The 15220-nt window shown below is 72.7% G+C and carries 16 protein-coding genes and 2 pseudogenes; 3 read left to right on the forward strand and 15 right to left on the reverse strand.

All coding sequences use genetic code 11. The features are described 5' to 3' along the window. Positions 1-86: 86 nt before the first annotated feature. Positions 87-422, reverse strand: a pseudogene (locus tag ACZ61E_RS23700) (winged helix-turn-helix transcriptional regulator); the annotation flags it as partial. Positions 423-555: 133 nt separating this feature from the next. On the opposite strand from ACZ61E_RS23700, the gene ACZ61E_RS23705 reads away from it, so the two are divergent. Continuing rightward, positions 556-1527 carry an NADP-dependent oxidoreductase gene (locus ACZ61E_RS23705; protein ID WP_469701853.1) on the forward strand — a complete coding sequence of 324 codons (972 nt, stop codon included), beginning with the start codon at positions 556-558 and terminating at the stop codon, positions 1525-1527. A gap of 111 nt (positions 1528-1638) precedes the next feature. Here ACZ61E_RS23705 and ACZ61E_RS23710 read toward each other — a convergent pair. From ACZ61E_RS23710 to ACZ61E_RS23735, 6 genes and pseudogenes are all read right to left on the reverse strand, one after another. Further along, a pseudogene (locus ACZ61E_RS23710) lies at positions 1639-1920 on the reverse strand (DUF2000 family protein); the annotation flags it as partial. A gap of 139 nt (positions 1921-2059) precedes the next feature. Then, positions 2060-3220 (reverse strand): SPFH domain-containing protein, encoded by a 1161-nt coding sequence (locus ACZ61E_RS23715; protein WP_469701854.1) that lies wholly within the window; start codon positions 3218-3220, stop codon positions 2060-2062. Positions 3221-3305: 85 nt separating this feature from the next. After that, positions 3306-3527 carry a hypothetical protein gene (locus ACZ61E_RS23720; RefSeq protein ID WP_469701855.1) on the reverse strand — a complete coding sequence of 74 codons (222 nt, stop codon included), beginning with the start codon at positions 3525-3527 and terminating at the stop codon, positions 3306-3308. Between the two features lie 40 nt (positions 3528-3567). Then, positions 3568-4023, reverse strand: coding sequence for a hypothetical protein (locus ACZ61E_RS23725; protein WP_469701856.1), 456 nt, complete (start codon positions 4021-4023; stop codon positions 3568-3570). A gap of 51 nt (positions 4024-4074) precedes the next feature. Next, positions 4075-4638, reverse strand: a complete 564-nt coding sequence (locus tag ACZ61E_RS23730; protein ID WP_469701857.1) for a COG4315 family predicted lipoprotein — start codon at positions 4636-4638, stop codon at positions 4075-4077. 174 nt (positions 4639-4812) lie between these two features. Further along, a complete protein-coding gene (locus ACZ61E_RS23735; protein ID WP_469701858.1) occupies positions 4813-5403 on the reverse strand; it encodes a hypothetical protein in 591 nt (196 codons plus the stop codon). A gap of 357 nt (positions 5404-5760) precedes the next feature. On the opposite strand from ACZ61E_RS23735, the gene ACZ61E_RS23740 reads away from it, so the two are divergent. Then, positions 5761-6477 (forward strand): lysophospholipid acyltransferase family protein, encoded by a 717-nt coding sequence (locus ACZ61E_RS23740; RefSeq protein WP_469701859.1) that lies wholly within the window; start codon positions 5761-5763, stop codon positions 6475-6477. Positions 6478-6580: 103 nt separating this feature from the next. Here the strand turns inward: ACZ61E_RS23740 and ACZ61E_RS23745 are convergent, their stop codons facing one another. The 8 genes from ACZ61E_RS23745 to ACZ61E_RS23780 form a co-directional block, all read right to left on the reverse strand. Beyond that, complete coding sequence (locus ACZ61E_RS23745; RefSeq protein WP_469701860.1) at positions 6581-8194, reverse strand: alpha/beta hydrolase; 1614 nt, start codon at positions 8192-8194, stop codon at positions 6581-6583. 145 nt (positions 8195-8339) lie between these two features. Further along, positions 8340-9167, reverse strand: a complete 828-nt coding sequence (locus ACZ61E_RS23750) for an urease accessory protein UreD (RefSeq protein WP_469701861.1) — start codon at positions 9165-9167, stop codon at positions 8340-8342. After that, entirely contained in the window at positions 9164-9859 is a 696-nt protein-coding gene (gene ureG, locus ACZ61E_RS23755) for an urease accessory protein UreG (protein WP_469701862.1), read from the reverse strand. The genes ACZ61E_RS23750 and ureG overlap by 4 nt, the downstream gene beginning before the upstream one ends. A gap of 57 nt (positions 9860-9916) precedes the next feature. Continuing rightward, positions 9917-10591 carry an urease accessory protein UreF gene (locus ACZ61E_RS23760; RefSeq protein ID WP_469701863.1) on the reverse strand — a complete coding sequence of 225 codons (675 nt, stop codon included), beginning with the start codon at positions 10589-10591 and terminating at the stop codon, positions 9917-9919. Further along, a complete protein-coding gene (locus ACZ61E_RS23765) occupies positions 10591-12312 on the reverse strand; it encodes an urease subunit alpha (RefSeq protein WP_469701864.1) in 1722 nt (573 codons plus the stop codon). Before ACZ61E_RS23765 ends, ACZ61E_RS23760 begins: the two co-directional genes overlap by 1 nt. Next, positions 12305-12616 carry an urease subunit beta gene (locus ACZ61E_RS23770; protein ID WP_469701865.1) on the reverse strand — a complete coding sequence of 104 codons (312 nt, stop codon included), beginning with the start codon at positions 12614-12616 and terminating at the stop codon, positions 12305-12307. The genes ACZ61E_RS23765 and ACZ61E_RS23770 overlap by 8 nt, the downstream gene beginning before the upstream one ends. A 15-nt stretch (positions 12617-12631) precedes the next feature. Further along, on the reverse strand, positions 12632-12934 hold the full coding sequence (locus ACZ61E_RS23775) for an urease subunit gamma (protein ID WP_069626722.1): 303 nt from the start codon (positions 12932-12934) through the stop codon (positions 12632-12634). A 135-nt stretch (positions 12935-13069) separates the two neighbouring features. After that, positions 13070-13696 carry a TetR/AcrR family transcriptional regulator gene (locus tag ACZ61E_RS23780; protein ID WP_469701866.1) on the reverse strand — a complete coding sequence of 209 codons (627 nt, stop codon included), beginning with the start codon at positions 13694-13696 and terminating at the stop codon, positions 13070-13072. A 125-nt stretch (positions 13697-13821) separates the two neighbouring features. On the opposite strand from ACZ61E_RS23780, the gene ACZ61E_RS23785 reads away from it, so the two are divergent. Next, positions 13822-14826 carry an ABC transporter permease gene (locus tag ACZ61E_RS23785; RefSeq protein WP_469701911.1) on the forward strand — a complete coding sequence of 335 codons (1005 nt, stop codon included), beginning with the start codon at positions 13822-13824 and terminating at the stop codon, positions 14824-14826. The last annotated feature ends 394 nt before the right edge of the window (positions 14827-15220 follow it).

A 15220-nucleotide genomic window follows, 5' to 3' on the forward strand; every position in this document is an offset into this window, starting at 1 on the left:
TGGGTGGTGCTGGGGCTCGTCACGGTCGCGATGGTCGCCTCACGGGGCAACTGACGCGGCTCCGGGGTCCGTGTGTCGTCGAGGTTGTTCTCGACCCAGGCGCGCAACGCGCCGAGCGGCACGGCCACTCCGCGTCCCAGCGGCGTCAGTTCGTACTCGACGTGCAGCGGGACCGCCGGGTAGACGGTGCGGTCGACGAAGCCGTGGTCGGCCAGCCGGCGCAGGGTGCTGGTGAGCACCTTGGGGCTGACCCCCTGGAGCCGCCGCTGGAGCGCCCCGAAGCGTTGCGGTCCCTCTTCGAGCGCGCCGATGGCGAGCGCGGCCCATTTGTTGGCGAGCAGGCCGAGTACGTCCCGGCAGGGGCACTGGGCGGCGTACACGTCGTGCCTGTCGTGCCGGCCGGTCGTACACGGGTGGGCCATGGATCCGTCTCCTCGCACCGTCCGGACGTCACTTCCCTTTGGATAGTAGTGTCCCTTGTGGGTTACCGGTACCCGGAGGGTACGTTTCCGGTGTCGAAGATCCACCGCACTCTTCCAGGGAGCCCTGACCCATATGAGCAGTGAGCCGACGATGCGCGCGATCACCCAGGACTCCCTGGGCGGGCCCGAGGTACTGCGTCTCTCCGAGCGTCCGCGACCCCGGCCGGTGCCGACGGAGGTACTGGTACGGGTGCACGCGGCGGGTGTGAACCCGGTCGACTGGAAGTCCCGTGAGAGCGGCGGCATCGCCGGGCTCCTCGGCGAGCCGCCGTTCGTCCTGGGCTGGGACGTGTCGGGCGTCGTGGAGGAGGTCGGTTTCGGCGTCCACACGCTGAAGCCGGGCGACGAGGTGTACGGGATGCCGTGGTTCCCGCGGCCGGCCTCCGCGTACGCCGAGTATGTGACGGCGCCGTCGCGGCAGTTCGCGCTCAAGCCGCGCTCGGTCGGCCACGAGACCGCCGCCGCCGTACCGCTGGCCGGGCTGACCGCCTGGCAGTCGCTGGTGGACGCGGCGCGCGTCGAGGCGGGACAGCGGGTGCTGATCCACGCGGCGGCCGGCGGAGTGGGGCATCTGGCGGTGCAGTTCGCCAAGCACCTCGGGGCCCACGTGATCGGCACGGCGAGCGCGGCCAAGCACGACTGGCTGCGGGAACTGGGCGCGGACGAGGTCGTGGACTACACGAAGGTCCGCTTCGAGGAGGCCGTGAACGACGTCGACGTCGTGATCGACCTGGTCGGTGAGGGCCACGAATCGACGACCACGCGCTCGCTGGAGACCCTGCGTCCGGGCGGCACGATCGTCGCGGTCCCGTCCGGGGTCGCGCCGGAGGTGCTGGAGGGCGCCCGCGCCCGGGGGCTGAACGCGACCGCGTTCCTGGTGGAGCCGGACGGCACCGCGCTCACCCGGATCGCCGGGCTGATCGACCGGGGCGCGGTGCGCGTCGAGGTGGCGGACGTACTGCCGCTGGCGGAGGCCGCCGAGGCGCACCGCCGGGTCCGGGAAGGGCGCACACGCGGGAAGATCGTGCTGAGCGTCACCGGCTGACAGGGCGTCAACCGCTCCTGCGGTGGGGCACGCGGACCCGTCAGCTGAGCAGCGGCAGCTGCCGACGAGCTTGCCGATCCGGTTGCGCGGGCCGACGAGGGCGACCGCGTGGTACGTGAGGTCCTCGTGCCTCGTACCGGCGAGCAGGCCGAGGTACTCGTCGTAGATCCGTGACGCCCGGGCGGCCTCGGGCATGTCGACCACGAGGACGTCCTCCCGCGCGGCGGCCCTCTCCCGCAGGGCGTGCAGGGTGGCGGTGTCGGCGGCCAGGACGGAGCAGCCCGCCCAGGGCAGTCCCGGGGTGCACCTGACCCGACCCGCACGGCCGTCGCCGCCGGGCAGGTCCGGCAGGGCCCTGCCGACGGCGGCGGCCGTGCGGGCCGCCGCGTTCACCGCGCGCCCGGCGGGCAGGTCCCGGTCGATGACGATGACCCACTTGAGGGGAGCCCGGCGGGTGGAGAGGTCGGTCCGTACGGTGACGGGGGGCCGGCCGCCGGCGGGAGGCGTAGCGGACGGGCGCGCCGCCGAGGGATCAGGCGGCCCTGTCCACCCGGGCCGGGGCCTTTCCGTTCATCCGCCGGGTGCCGCCCTGGTCCTGCTCCACCGGCGCACGGGTGGAACCGGTGTGCTGCTGGAGCGAGTTGAGGATGGTCATGCCCTGGCCGACCAGCCCTGCCGCGACCTCGTTGACACCGTCGGTGCCGTTGAGGACGGTGAGGTGGGAGTCCGCCAGCCCCTTGGCCGCCGAGTCCACCAGCTCCGGCAGCACCTCCACGACCCTGTTGGCCGCCAGGAGCTCCTGGTTGCCGTCGCGCAGCGAGACCGCCCGCGCGGTGTTCGCGTCGGCCTGCGCCCGCGCGAGGGTCCGCCTGCGGTACGCCTCCGCGTCCGCCGGGCGCCTGACCTCCGCCTCCAGCCGCTGGGCCGCCAGCATGGCCTGCCGCTCCGCGAGCGCCGTCTGCTCCTCGGTGACCTCCTGCGACGCCTTGGCGCTCGCGAGCGGTCCCGCCTGCGAGGCGCGCGCCCGTACCTGCTCGGTCTGGGCCTCGAAGCCGGCGCGCTTGATCGAGGTGTCCCTCTCGTACTCGGCCTTCAGCGCCGCGGCCTGCTGCTCGCGCTCGGTCGCCTCCTGGTCCGCCCTGGCCGCCGCGATGCGGGCCTGGCTCGCGACAGCCGCGGCGTGCGGCGCCGCCAGGTTGTTGATGTAGCCGGTGGCGTCCTCGATCTCCTGGATCTGGAGGGCGTCCACGACGATGCCGAGCTTCTCCATCTCGCTGTGGCTGCCCGCCTTCACCTCCTGGGCGACCCTGTCCCGTTCACGGATGATCTGTTCGACGGTCAGTCCACCGATGATGGAGCGCAGGTGACCGGCGAAGATCCGCCCCACCAGGTCCTCCATCCGGTCCTGCTCGGCGAGGAAGCGCCGGGCGGCGTTGGCGATCGACACGGCGTCGTCACCGACCTTGAACACGGTCACCGCGCGCACCGTCAGCCGGATGCCCTGCTGGGTGACGCAGTCCTCGGCTATCTCCGCCTCCCGCAGCGCCAGCGACAGCATGCGGGCCTTCTGTTTGATGGGCAGAACGAAACTGCCGTGACCGGTGACGATCCGGAACTGGGTGTCCTGGACCTGTCGTTTGGAACCGGAGATGAGCATCGCCTCGTTCGGTGCCGGAACACGCCAGAACAACATGAGGGAACTCCTGTCCTTCTACACACTCGACACGGCACACGCCGCGGGAGGGCTCGCGACGCGCGCCACCGGCTCCGAGGGGGCCTCACTCGGGAAGGGGCTCCACCACCACCGAGCGGGCCGAGACGCGGTCCGTCACCAGCACCCGGACATTGGTGCCGACCGGCCGGTCGGACCAGGCCGCGTACGCCTCCGAACCGCCGCGCACGGCCACCAGGACTTCTCCCGGGCCGTTGAGCGGGATCGGGACGGTGATCCGTCCCACCGCTCCCACCGGGCTCTGCGCGGAGTCATCTGTGGCGGACATGAATCGTCGCCCTCACCTCCACGGCTCAGCACGCCCCCGCTCACTTCAGATTACTCCGGGGACGGAAAACCAGCAGAAACGCCGTGGTGATTACGGCGACCGCCTCGACGACCACGGTGGCCTGCTTCTCGCCGTACCAGAACGGCTCGTACATGTTCGGGATCGGTCCGAGATCGCCGACGTTCACATAGCGGTACACGAGCAGCAGCGCGAGTCCGCCGGCGGACACCGCCCAGGCGAAGGCATCGCCCGGGACCCGGCGCCAGACCAGGACGAGGAGCGCCGCGAGCGCGGCGAGACCCGCCTCGATACGGAAGAGATCGCCCTGGCTGACGCTCTTCGTCACCTCGTCGTACCCGGGGGCGAGATCCGCGTGGTAGTACGCGTCGAGGGCCAGGGCCGCCGCGGCGACCACCCGTACGACGCCCCGCACGGTACGGCCGGCGCCGCCCCGGTTCGAGGGCGCGGCGTGCGAGGCGGTGGAACGTGGCGACATGAGGGGTCTCCCTTCGCGCCGAGGAGGTGCCGCCGGCGGACGGGGCGAGGATCAGTAACCGCCGCCGTTGTTGTTCTGCGGCTGGGTGGTGACCTTCTTGCCCTCGGGGTTCATGATGAACCACTTGGCGCCGAAGGCGTTGACGTCCTGGCCGTTGACGTCACCGGCCTTCTTGTCCGCCTCGAACCGGTACAGCGGGCGCCCGTTGTAGGTCACCTGCTCGGACCCGTCGTCGCGCTTCGCCGTGCCGAGCAGACCGGCCTTGACGCCCTTGCCGGCGGCCGGCTTCGACTTGACGGTGAACGGCGGCCAGGCGGTGGCACAGGAGCCGTTGCACATCGACTTGTTCTTGGTGTCCTTGTCGAACTCGTAGAGCGTCATGCCCTTCTCGTCGACCAGCATCTTGCCGAACTTGCCGTTCTTCACGTCGACGGAGGGCGCGGCCGACGAGGACGCGGCCGGGAGGGCCTCGGCCTCCTCGCGGACGGTGACGTCACTGCCCCGGTCCGTCCCGGCGGCGCCGTTGTCGCCACCGCCGTTCGAACACCCGGCCGCCGCGGTGACGATCAGCAGGGCGGAGGCCAGTGCGGTCACTGTCCTGGTGTGCCGTGTCATCAAGGACTCCTCGGTCGTCGGCCGCCCGCGCGGGCGGCACGCGGCCCGCCGGTCGGAGCCGCCAGCCCCAGTGCACAGGAGGGCCGGCGGACCGGCCACCCGGGCGGGGCCGTCCGGAGTGCGGTCCGGACGGGACCGAGGAGTACGGGGCTTACGGGCGGGGCCGGGCGCCGGTCAGGTCTCTTCGAAGTAGGCGTCCAGCACCACGTCGAGTTCGGCCGTCCACTCCTTGAGGCTGCTCCGGGAGGGTGCGTCGACCTCCGACTGGTAGTGGCGGCGGCCGGTCGTGTGCAGGGTGACGGTGAACCGGCGGCCGAACCGGGGGGTCTCGACCTCCACGGCGCCGATCTCGTCCCAGCCGAACTCCGCCTCCTCCTCGTCCAGGGTGAGCCGGATGCCGGTGCGGTCGGCGGTCATCGAGGCGCGGCGGTCGCTGACTTCGAAGACGGGGCCCTCGGTGCCGGAGTCCGGGTCCTGGTCGTCGGAGGTGGCGTCCTTCGTGAGGGAGACCTCCTCGTCCGCCCCGTCGCCGGCCTCCGCGGCGGTCTCGTCGAGGGTCTCGTCGTCGGCCCGCGCGCGAGACGTCCGCGCCCCCTCGGCCGCTTCGGGTCCCTCGTCGGTCACCTCTTCGCCGGCGGCCTCCTGAGCGGCGTCCTTGGCGTCGTCGGTCTCCTCTGCGAGGCGGGGTGCCATGAGCCCAGGGATGTATCCGGGATCGGTCCCCGCGGCGGGTACGGGCTGGATTATCGGATCGATGCGCTCCACGGCTGGCAGTATGGCCGATAAACCTGTGCGAGGAACACTCGGTCCACCGACTGTCACGGGATCCGCGCGGTCCCCGTCCGGAAAGCGCGCGCCCGGACCGGCCGCGGGCCGCCGTGCGAGGAGCGGGAGCACGAGAGGCGACGAATCCCGCGACGCCGTGACGAGTCATGAGTTCATGTCGGCAACACCGGTGAAGACAGGGCGATTTGCCGGATATCGGACGGAAAACAGTGAGTGCGGCCGCGGCCGGGATAGCGTCACGAGCTCCCGCCGGTGCGGGGGCCCGGAGAGGGAATATTCTCTCCGGGGCCTGGACACCGCTACCCCAGAGCCGTCCGGAGAGTTGGGAGCGACACCGTGTTCTACTACGTCCTGAAATACGTCTTGCTGGGTCCGCTGCTGCGACTTCTTTTCCGGCCGAGGATCCAGGGGCTGGACAATATTCCGGCGGACGGTGCCGCCATTGTCGCGGGAAATCACCTGTCGTTCTCCGACCACTTCCTGATGCCCGCCATCATCCGGCGGCGCATCACCTTTCTCGCGAAGGCCGAGTACTTCACCGGACCCGGCGTCAAGGGACGCCTCACCGCCACGTTCTTCCGCAGCGCCGGTCAGATCCCCGTCGACCGGTCCGGCAAGGAGGCCGGCCAGGCGGCGATCCGGGAGGGGCTCGGGGTGCTCGGCAAGGGCGAACTGCTGGGTATCTACCCGGAGGGCACGCGCTCGCACGACGGACGGCTCTACAAGGGCAAGGTCGGGGTCGCGGTGATGGCCATCAAGGCGCAGGTGCCGGTGGTGCCCTGCGCGATGGTCGGCACGTTCGAGATCCAGCCTCCCGGCCAGAAGATCCCGAAGATCAAGCAGGTGACGATCCGGTTCGGCGAACCGCTGGACTTCTCCCGGTACGCCGGTCTGGAGAACGAGAAGGCGGCCGTCCGCGCGGTGACCGACGAGATCATGTACGCGATCCTCGGTCTGTCGGGTCAGGAGTACGTGGACCGGTACGCCGCCGAGGTGAAGGCGGAGGAGGCGGAGCGCGCGCCGGCGAAGAAGTTCCCGCGCCTGCGACGCTGACGTACGCCGGAGATCCGACGGCGAACGACGGTGTGCGGGAGGGGGCGGCGCCCCGTTCGGACCGCCGCCCCCTCCCCCGTCGACCGGTGCCGCTCCCCCCGCCCTACGGCTTGGGCGTGGCGTGCGGCGCGCACGTCACGTCGCGGCGGTCGAGCTCGCCGCTGAGCAGATACGACTCGACACGGTCGTTGACGCACGGGTTCGCCACATTGGTGATGCCGTGCGAACCGGCGTCCCGCTCGGTGATCAGGCGCGAGCCCTTGAAGCGCTTGTGGAGCTCGACGGCGCCCCCGTACGGGGTGGCGGCGTCGCGCTCGGACTGCGCGATCAGCACGGGCGGCAGGCCGCGGCCGGTCCTGACCTCGACCGGTGTCTGCTGCTCCACGCCCCAGGTGGCGCAGGGCAGGTTCATCCAGGCGTTGGCCCAGGTGAGGAACGGGTGGTCGCGGTGGAGCCGGGTGTTGTCCCGGTCCCAGGTGCGCCAGCTCGTGGGCCACTTGGCGTCGGCGCACTCGACGGCGGTGTAGACCGCGTTGCTGTTCTCGGCGCGCGCGTTGCCCGCCGTGTCGGACGGGTCGGGTGCCGCGGCGTCGACGAGCGCCTGGGTGTCACCGGCCAGGTACTTGCTCCAGGTGTCGGCGACCGGCACCCAGCTGGAGTCGTAGTAAGGAGCGCTCTGGAACAGGCCGATGAGTTCCGCCGGCCCCACGACGCCGCCGATCGGGTCCTTCTTGGCGGTGGCGCGGAGCTTGTCCCACTGCTTCTCGACCTTGGCGACGGTGTCGCCGACGTGGAACGACGCGTCGTTCTCGGCGACCCACTTCTTCCAGTCGTCGAAGCGCTTCTCGAAGGCGACGTCCTGGTCCAGGTTGGCCTGGTACCAGATCTTCTGCCTCGACGGGTTGACCACGCTGTCCAGCACCATGCGCCGCACATGGGACGGGAAGAGCGTGCCGTAGACGGCGCCCAGATAGGTGCCGTAGGAGACGCCGACGTAGTTGAGCTTCCTGTCGCCGAGCGCCGCCCGCAGGACGTCCAGGTCACGCACGGTGTTGGGCGTCGTCATGTGCGGCAGCATCCAGCCGCTGCGCTCCTTGCAGCCGTCCGCGTACTCGGCGGCGAGCTTGCGCTGGGCGCGCTTGTCGGCCTCGCTGTCGGGGACGGGGTCGGCCTTGGGCGCCTTGACGAACTCCTGCGGGTCGACGCACGAGATGGGCGTCGAGCGGCCCACTCCGCGCGGGTCGAAGCCGACGAAGTCGTACGCCTTCGCCGCGTCCGCCCAGATGGCGTTCTTGGTGACGACACGGCGCGGGAAGGCCATGCCGGAGCCGCCGGGGCCACCGGGGTTGTAGACGAGGGAGCCCTGGCGCCCGCTCGCGCCGCCCGTGTTGGCTATCCGGTCGACGGCTATCTTGATCTGCTTGCCGCTCGGACGGGCGTAGTCGAGCGGAACGCTCACGTAGCCGCACTGGATCGGCTTCTCCAGGGCCCAGTCGGCCGGGCAGTCCGCCCAGTCGATGCCCTTCTTCGCGGCCCGCTCGGCGGCGATCGCGGCGCCGTGTGCCTGGGCGTCGCGGGTCTTCCGCTCCTCGCTCCGCGTCTTCGCGCCGTCGGCGGTGCGGCCGTCGGCGCTCGCGGACGTGGCCGCGAGTGTGGTCGCGATGAGCGTGCCCGCGAGCAGGGCGCCGGCCGGGCCGAGTAGTGCTGTGCGTCTCACGTGGTCCCTCCCCCTGTGTGGCGCGCCGCGTGCTGCGGCGCTGTTCGTAGGGTTACCGGGAGGATCCTTTCGTCTCCGGGCGGGCCGGGAACAGGTCATGGCGCCGATTCTTTGCCGAACCGATAGCCGGTGAATCCGGTTCCGCTCAGCGGTACATGTCCGCCAGGGCGTCGTCCAGGACCCGTCGCAGCTCCCGGGCGTCCGGCGCGAGAGCGGTCACCAGTGCGCCGGGGCCGCTGAGCGGGGTGAGTGCGGCGGTGTCGCCGAGCAGCCGGGGCGTCACCGGTTTCTCCTCGAACTCCGGTGCCACCACCAGGAGCTGGCCGACAGCGCGGTGGCCGCCGATGACCGCGCCGCCGTCCCAGCCGCCGGGGGCGCCGGGTCCGAGGGCGAGTTGCTGGTCCAGCAGGGGGCGGCCCGCGCGGTTCACGGTGAGCCGGGAGGTGACGGTGCCGGGCGCCTCCCCGTGGCGGCCGAGGATCAGTTCCTCGCGCAGGACCAGCCGGGCGGTGGGGCTCAGCTCGACACGGGTGCGGGTGCGCAGGTCGCTGCCGGTGACGGAGATGAGCTGCTCGGGCAGCCAGTGCAGTACGGCGCCCGCGCCGGCGGTCAGCCGCACGTCGTAGCCGGCGTGGTCGGCGGGTGCGCCGTCGGCGCGGCGGCCGGGCAGCGCGATCATGGCCGCCGCCGCGTCCACGGTGAGGGCGGCCCCGTCGCGGACGTCCGCCTCCAGGGCGAGCCGGTCGCCGCCGAGCGGTGCGCTCATCGCGCCGACGACGGTGACGCGGGCGTGGGCGGCACCACGGTCGCCGGTTCCGCCGGGGCCGCCGCCCGGAACGGGGCCCACGGCGGTGGTGACGGCCGCGCGGGTGCGGCGCAGGGCCAGCGGGCCGGCGCTCTCCAGTACGGGCAGGGCGGTGCCGCCGCGCCCGTCGGGGGCGGCGGTGATCCGGGCGGTGGCGTGGACGCTCATGCGGTCCAGGCGGTGAACCGCTCGCGGACCCAGCCGGCCACCGGGGCCACCCCGTCGGGGCCGGTGAGCGAGGTGAACAGGACGGGCAGTTCGCCGCGCTGCTCCTTGGCGTCGGAGGCCATGCGCCCGAGGTCCGAACCGACGTACGGCGCGAGGTCGGTCTTGTTGATGACCAGCAGGTCCGAGGTGGTGACGCCGGGGCCGCCCTTGCGGGGGATGTCGTCGCCGCCCGCGACGTCGATGACGAAGATCTGCGCGTCCACGAGGCCCTTGGAGAACGTGGCGGTGAGGTTGTCCCCACCGGACTCGACGAGGATCAGGTCGAGCGGTCCCACCGCGTCCTCCAGCTCCTCGACGGCTTCGAGGTTGGCGGAGATGTCGTCGCGGATCGCTGTGTGCGGGCAGGCCCCGGTCTCCACGGCCCTGATCCGCTCGGCGGGCAGCACGGCGTTGCGCAGCAGGAACGCCGCGTCCTCGCGCGTGTAGATGTCGTTGGTGACGACGGCGATGGACAACTGGTCGCGCAGCGCCCGGCAGAGGGCCGCGACGGTCGCGGTCTTGCCGGAGCCGACGGGCCCGCCGAGGCCGATGCGCAGGGCCCGCCGCGTGCCGTCGGGGCGGGCCGCCCCCGTGCCGTGGCCGTGCGGGTCGGGACGGGGGTCGGTGTACGGGTCGCCGTGGTCGAGGTGCACGGTGCGGCTCCTTCGTGGTCGTGCGGGCGTCGGGGGCGGGCCGGCTGGTGTCGGGGGCTACGAGGCGAAGAGGCGTACCGCCCAGGCCGCGTGCGCCTCGGCGGTGACGTCGAGCAGTGGCGCCGAGGCGGCGGGCAGGGCGCCGGGGCCCTTGCGTACGGCGCGGCGCGCGGTGGCCACGGCGTGCAGCGCGGTGGCGTCGATGTCGGGCGCCAGCCGGGCCAGGACGGCGGTCGCGTCGAAGGGGTCGAGGCTCAGCAGCCGTACGGCGGCGGTGGCCGGGCCGCTGACGGTCTCGTACAGGACACAGTGCGCGGCGTCCTCGGGTCCGAGGCCGGCCGTGCGTGCGGCGAGGCCGAGGACGACCGGCTGGTGGGCGCCGCGCGGGCGGGCCCGCGCCAGCGCGTCGAGTTCGGGGCCGGGCCAGGTGGCGCGTGCGGCGCGCATCATCTGGCGGCCGAGTCGGCGGGCGGTGGCGCGCAGGGCGGGTGAGGGGGTGCGCGCGTCGGCGGCCTCGTCGAGCAGGAGGGGGTCGACGCCGAGTACGGCCGCCGCGGCGAGGGCGGCGGCGGTGAGGCCGGTGGTGTGGAGCCGGCCCCGGCAGAACGAAGCCAGGTCGCGGGCGTCGGTGAGCCGCCCGGCGCGGACGGCCGCCTCGGCGCCGCCCGAGTGGGCGTGGCCGCCGGCCGGAAAGCGTCCGTCGGCGAGGACGAGCAGTGCGGCGCGGCTCATCAGAAGAGGAAGTAGCGCTGCGCCAGCGGCAGTTCGGCGGCGGGCGCGGGTTCGACCACATCGCCGTCGATCGTCACCGTGAAGGTGTCGGGGTCGACCGTGACCCGTGGCAGGGCGTCGTTCTGCCGCATGTCGGCCTTGCCGACGGAGCGGGTGCTGCCGATGGGCGCGAAGCGTTTGCCGAGGCCGAGGCGTTCCGGCAGGGCGTCCTCGATGGCCTCCCGTGCGACGAAGTTGACGGAGTTGGCGGCCGGGGCCGTGCCGGTCGCGCCGAACATGGGCCGGGGCATGACGGGTTGCGGGGTGGGGATGGACGCGTTGGCGTCGCCCATCTGCGCGTAGGCGATCTGGCCGCCCTTGATGACCAGTTGGGGCTTCACACCGAAGAACGCCGGGTCCCAGAGCACGAGATCGGCGAGTTTGCCGGTCTCGACGGAGCCGATCTCGTGGTCGAGTCCCTGTGCCACGGCCGGGTTGACGGTGTATTTGGCGACGTAGCGGCGGACGCGGTGGTTGTCGGCCCGGCCGTCGCCGGGCAGCGCGCCCCGGCGCTTCTTCATCACGTGCGCGGTCTGCCAGGTCCGCAGGACGACCTCGCCGATACGGCCCATGGCCTGCGAGTCGGAGGAGATGATCGAGATCGCGCCGAGGTCGTGCAGGATGTCCTCCGCCGCGATGGTGGAGGGCCTGATCCGTGACTCGGCGAACGCCAGGTCCTCGGGGACCGCGGGGTTGAGGTGGTGGCAGACCATCAGCATGTCGAGGTGTTCGTCGATGGTGTTGACGGTGTGCGGCCGCGTCGGGTTGGTCGAGCTGGGCAGGACGTAGGGCTCGGAGACGACGGTGATGATGTCGGGGGCGTGACCGCCGCCCGCGCCCTCCGAGTGGTACGCGTGCAGGGTCCGCCCGGCGACGGCGGCGAGCGTGTCGGCGACGAATCCGGCCTCGTTGAGTGTGTCGGTGTGGATGGCGAGCTGGACGCCGGTCTCCTCGCAGACACCGAGGCAGGCGTCGATGACGGCCGGGGTGGCCCCCCAGTCCTCATGGATCTTGAACCCGAGCGCGCCGCCCCGCAGTTGGGAGTACATGGCGTCGCGCGACATCGTGTTGCCCTTGCCGAGCAGCCCGATGTTGACGGGGGCCGAGTCCAGGGCGGCGAACATCCGGGCCAGATGCCAGGGGCCCGGGGTGACGGTGGTGGCCTTCGTCCCCTCGGCGGGTCCCGTGCCGCCGCCGACGAGCGTGGTGATGCCGGAGGAGAGGGCCTGGTCGACGAGGGTCGGTGAGATGAAGTGGACGTGGGCGTCGACCGCTCCGGCGGTGAGGATCTTCCCGTTGCCCGCGATGATCTCGGTCTCGGGGCCGATGACGAGATCCGGGTGGACGCCGTCCATGGTGTCCGGGTTGCCGGCCTTGCCGATACCGGTGATGCGGCCGTCCCGGATGCCGACGTCGGCCTTGACCACGCCCCAGTGGTCGATGATCACGGCGCCGGTGAGCACGGTGTCCGGGGCGCCGTCGGCCCGCGTCGCACGCGACTGGCCCATCGATTCGCGGATCACCTTGCCGCCGCCGAACACCGCCTCGTCCCCGGCGAGTCCGGGGCCGCCGGAGCGGTCCTCCTCGATCTCGACGAGGAGATCGGTGTCGGCGAGCCGGATCCGGTCGCCGGTGGTGGGGCCGAAGAGGTCGGCGTAGACGGCTCTGTTCAGCTCAGGCATCGAGGGGGCCTCCGGTCTCGCCGCGCAGGCCCGGTACGACGCGGTGTCCGGCGAGCGGGACGAGTTCGACGTCGACGGGAACACCGGGCTCGAACCGTACGGACGTGCCGGCCGCGACGTTCAGACGCAGCCCGTGCGCGGCGGCCCGGTCGAACCGCAGGCCGGGGTTGGTCTCGGCGAAGTGGTAGTGGGAGCCGACCTGGACGGGCCGGTCGGCGGCGTTGAGCACGGTGAGACGTGTGACGGGGCGGCCCTCGTTGAGGGGAACGGCGTCGTCGGCGTGGAGGATCTCTCCGGGAATCACGGCGGCGCTCCCCCGTCAGACGATCGGGTCGTGGACGGTGACGAGCTTGGTGCCGTCCGGGAAGGTGGCCTCCACCTGCACGTCGTGGATCATCTCGGGGATGCCCTCCATGACGTCGTCCCGCGTGAGCACCTTGCGTCCGGACGCCATGAGTTCGGCGACGGTGCGGCCGTCCCTGGCGCCTTCGAGGAGGTGCGAGGTGATCAGGGCGACCGCCTCGGGGTGGTTGAGACGCAGCCCGCGCGCCAGCCGCCGGGTGGCCACGTCGGCGGCCACATGGATCAGCAGACGTTCCTGCTCGTGCGGGGTCAACTGCACGTTCCCACCTCACTGTCGCGGCCCGGTCCGGCGTGGAGCCTGTCGGCCACCCGTACCGAGTCAACACTCTGTTCACCACGGACGGGGGCCGCACGGAGAGACATCGCACGTTACGGCGGAAGTTTTTCCGGCAGGTTAACCGGGCTTCTGCGCGCCCATGGACATCAACCCGCGCAGGCCGTCCTGGAGGATCTCCACCGGTGCCTCGCCGAACAGCGCCCGCTGGGCGGCGAAGCCCTGCACCAGGGCGATCATCGTCCGGGCGACGTGCTCCGCCGGCAGATCGTCGCGCATCAGCCCCGCCGTCTGGTACGCCTCGACGACCTTGACCCAGGCGACGCGCACCGCGTCGTAACCGGTCCGGAGCAGCGCCGCGAGCGATTCGTTGCGCAGGGTCTCCCCCCAGACCTGGATCAGCAGCCGGGGCATCTCGACGCCGGTGGCGGGGCCCGGGACGTACTCACCGCGCAGCACACGCCCCATCACCTCGCCGACCAGCACGTCGGGCGGGTCGGGCGGGCTCTGGAGCGCGGCCTCCTCGAACGCCTGCCGGACGCCGTCGAGCACCTCGGTGACGATCGCCCCGATCAGCTCCTCCTTGCCGCCGAAGTAGCGGTAGACGGCGCCGGCGGAGAGGTCGACCTCGCGCAGGACGTCCTGCATGGACGTGGCGTGGAAGCCGTTGCGCGCGAAACAGCGCGCGGCGCCGTCGAGGATCTGACGTCTGCGGGCGTCCAGGTGCTGCTGCGATACGCGGGCCATGCGGAGCAACGTAGAACGAGCATTCCTTCTTGACAACCTCCGGTTCCCCGGTGACAGTGACGGGGAACCATAAAACGAACGATCCTTCTTTTTTATTCGCTCCTGTGGACCGAAACGAGGACACGATGTCCGCCACCCCCACCCGCCGCATGATCGGCGTCATGCTCCTGATCCCGCTGGTCGCCGCCCTGGCGCTGTGGGCCTTCGCCTGGCCCGCCGCCCGGGTGGCCCCGCACGACCTGCCGGTCGGTGTCGCCGGACCCGCATCGGCGACGGCGCAGCTCCAGCAGGGTTTCGAGCGGCGTCCGGGCGCCTTCGACGTGCACCGCTACGGCGACGAGGCCGCCGCCCGCACGGCGATCGGCGAACGGGAGGTCTACGGGGCCGTGGTCGCCACCCCCGAGGGTCCGCACCTGCTGACCGCGTCGGCGGGCGGCCCGGTGGTCGCCCAGCTGCTCAGGGAGGCGGTGACCGCGCAGGCGCCGGCGGGCGCCCCGGTGCGCGTGACCGACGTGGTCGCGACGCCCGCGGGGGACCCGCGCGGCGCCGCGTTCGGCGCGAGCATGCTGCCGCTGTCCCTGGCGGGTGTCGCCACCGGCGCGCTGGTGAGCCTGCTCGCGCTGCGCGGGGTCCGCGCGCTGGGCGCCCTGTTCGGCGCGGCGGCGCTGGCGGGCCTCACCGCCACCGCCATCGCCCACAGCTGGCTGGGCGTGCTCGCGGGCGACTGGTGGGCGGAGGCAGGGGTGTTCGGGCTCGTCGTACTGGCCGTCGGGGCGACCGTGGCGGGGCTCGCCGCGCTCCTGGGCCGGGCCGGTATCGGCGTCGGCGCGCTGCTGGTGGTGCTGCTCGGCAATCCGCTCTCGGGGGTGTCGAGCGCGCCCGAACTCCTGCCGGAGTCGGTCGGGGCGATCGGCGGGTGGCTGCCGCCGGGGGCCGGCGGTTCACTGCTCCGCTCGGTCGCCTACTTCGACGGGAACGCGGCGGGGACGCCCGCGCTGACGCTCACCGTGTGGGCCGTGCTGGGGCTGGCCGCGGTACTGGTGGGAGCGCGCCGTACGGCCGGGGCGCCGCGGCCACCGGCCTCGCCCGGCGCCCCGGCCCTCGCGCGGGAGTCCGCGCCGGCCGCCTGACCCGCCCCGCAGCTCTCTTCTCTCTCGCACCGCGCGGGCCCGGACGCCCGGCGCCTCGCGAGCCCCGGTGACCAGCCGCCAGGGGGGCGTCCGCCGCCGTGCGGTGCCAGGTCGCGCCTTCGAAGTCCCGTCCGGCCCGCGACGCCCGGCGCGGCGCCTCGCCGCGTTGTCGTGAGCCGGCCGGGTACGCGCCGTACGAGAGCGGTCCTCCGCCTCGCGACGCACCGCCCCGGCCGCCGCGGTCCCCGCCCTGCGGGCGGACGGCGCCACTTTTGAAGACACGACCAAGGTGGAGGCGCGGCCTCGGGGGGGGGGGGGGGGGGGGGGGGGGGGGGGGGGGGGGGGGGGGGGGGGGGGGGGGGGGGGGGGGGGGGGGGGGGGGGGGGGGGGGGGT

Source organism: Streptomyces sp. NPDC104581, from assembly GCF_055583685.1.

What these genes read in the sequence shown, in the direction of transcription:
- ACZ61E_RS23765 (WP_469701864.1), bottom strand. Translation starts at nt 12,312, where the DNA reads ATGCCTGAGCTGAACAGAGCCGTCTACGCCGACCTCTTCGGCCCCACC.
- ACZ61E_RS23705 (WP_469701853.1), top strand. Translation starts at nt 556, where the DNA reads ATGAGCAGTGAGCCGACGATGCGCGCGATCACCCAGGACTCCCTGGGC.
- ACZ61E_RS23780 (WP_469701866.1), bottom strand. Translation starts at nt 13,696, where the DNA reads ATGGCCCGCGTATCGCAGCAGCACCTGGACGCCCGCAGACGTCAGATC.
- ACZ61E_RS23785 (WP_469701911.1), top strand. Translation starts at nt 13,822, where the DNA reads ATGTCCGCCACCCCCACCCGCCGCATGATCGGCGTCATGCTCCTGATC.
- ACZ61E_RS23725 (WP_469701856.1), bottom strand. Translation starts at nt 4,023, where the DNA reads ATGTCGCCACGTTCCACCGCCTCGCACGCCGCGCCCTCGAACCGGGGC.
- ACZ61E_RS23720 (WP_469701855.1), bottom strand. Translation starts at nt 3,527, where the DNA reads ATGTCCGCCACAGATGACTCCGCGCAGAGCCCGGTGGGAGCGGTGGGA.
- ACZ61E_RS23760 (WP_469701863.1), bottom strand. Translation starts at nt 10,591, where the DNA reads ATGAGCCGCGCCGCACTGCTCGTCCTCGCCGACGGACGCTTTCCGGCC.
- ACZ61E_RS23715 (WP_469701854.1), bottom strand. Translation starts at nt 3,220, where the DNA reads ATGTTGTTCTGGCGTGTTCCGGCACCGAACGAGGCGATGCTCATCTCC.
- ACZ61E_RS23750 (WP_469701861.1), bottom strand. Translation starts at nt 9,167, where the DNA reads ATGAGCGTCCACGCCACCGCCCGGATCACCGCCGCCCCCGACGGGCGC.
- ACZ61E_RS23730 (WP_469701857.1), bottom strand. Translation starts at nt 4,638, where the DNA reads ATGACACGGCACACCAGGACAGTGACCGCACTGGCCTCCGCCCTGCTG.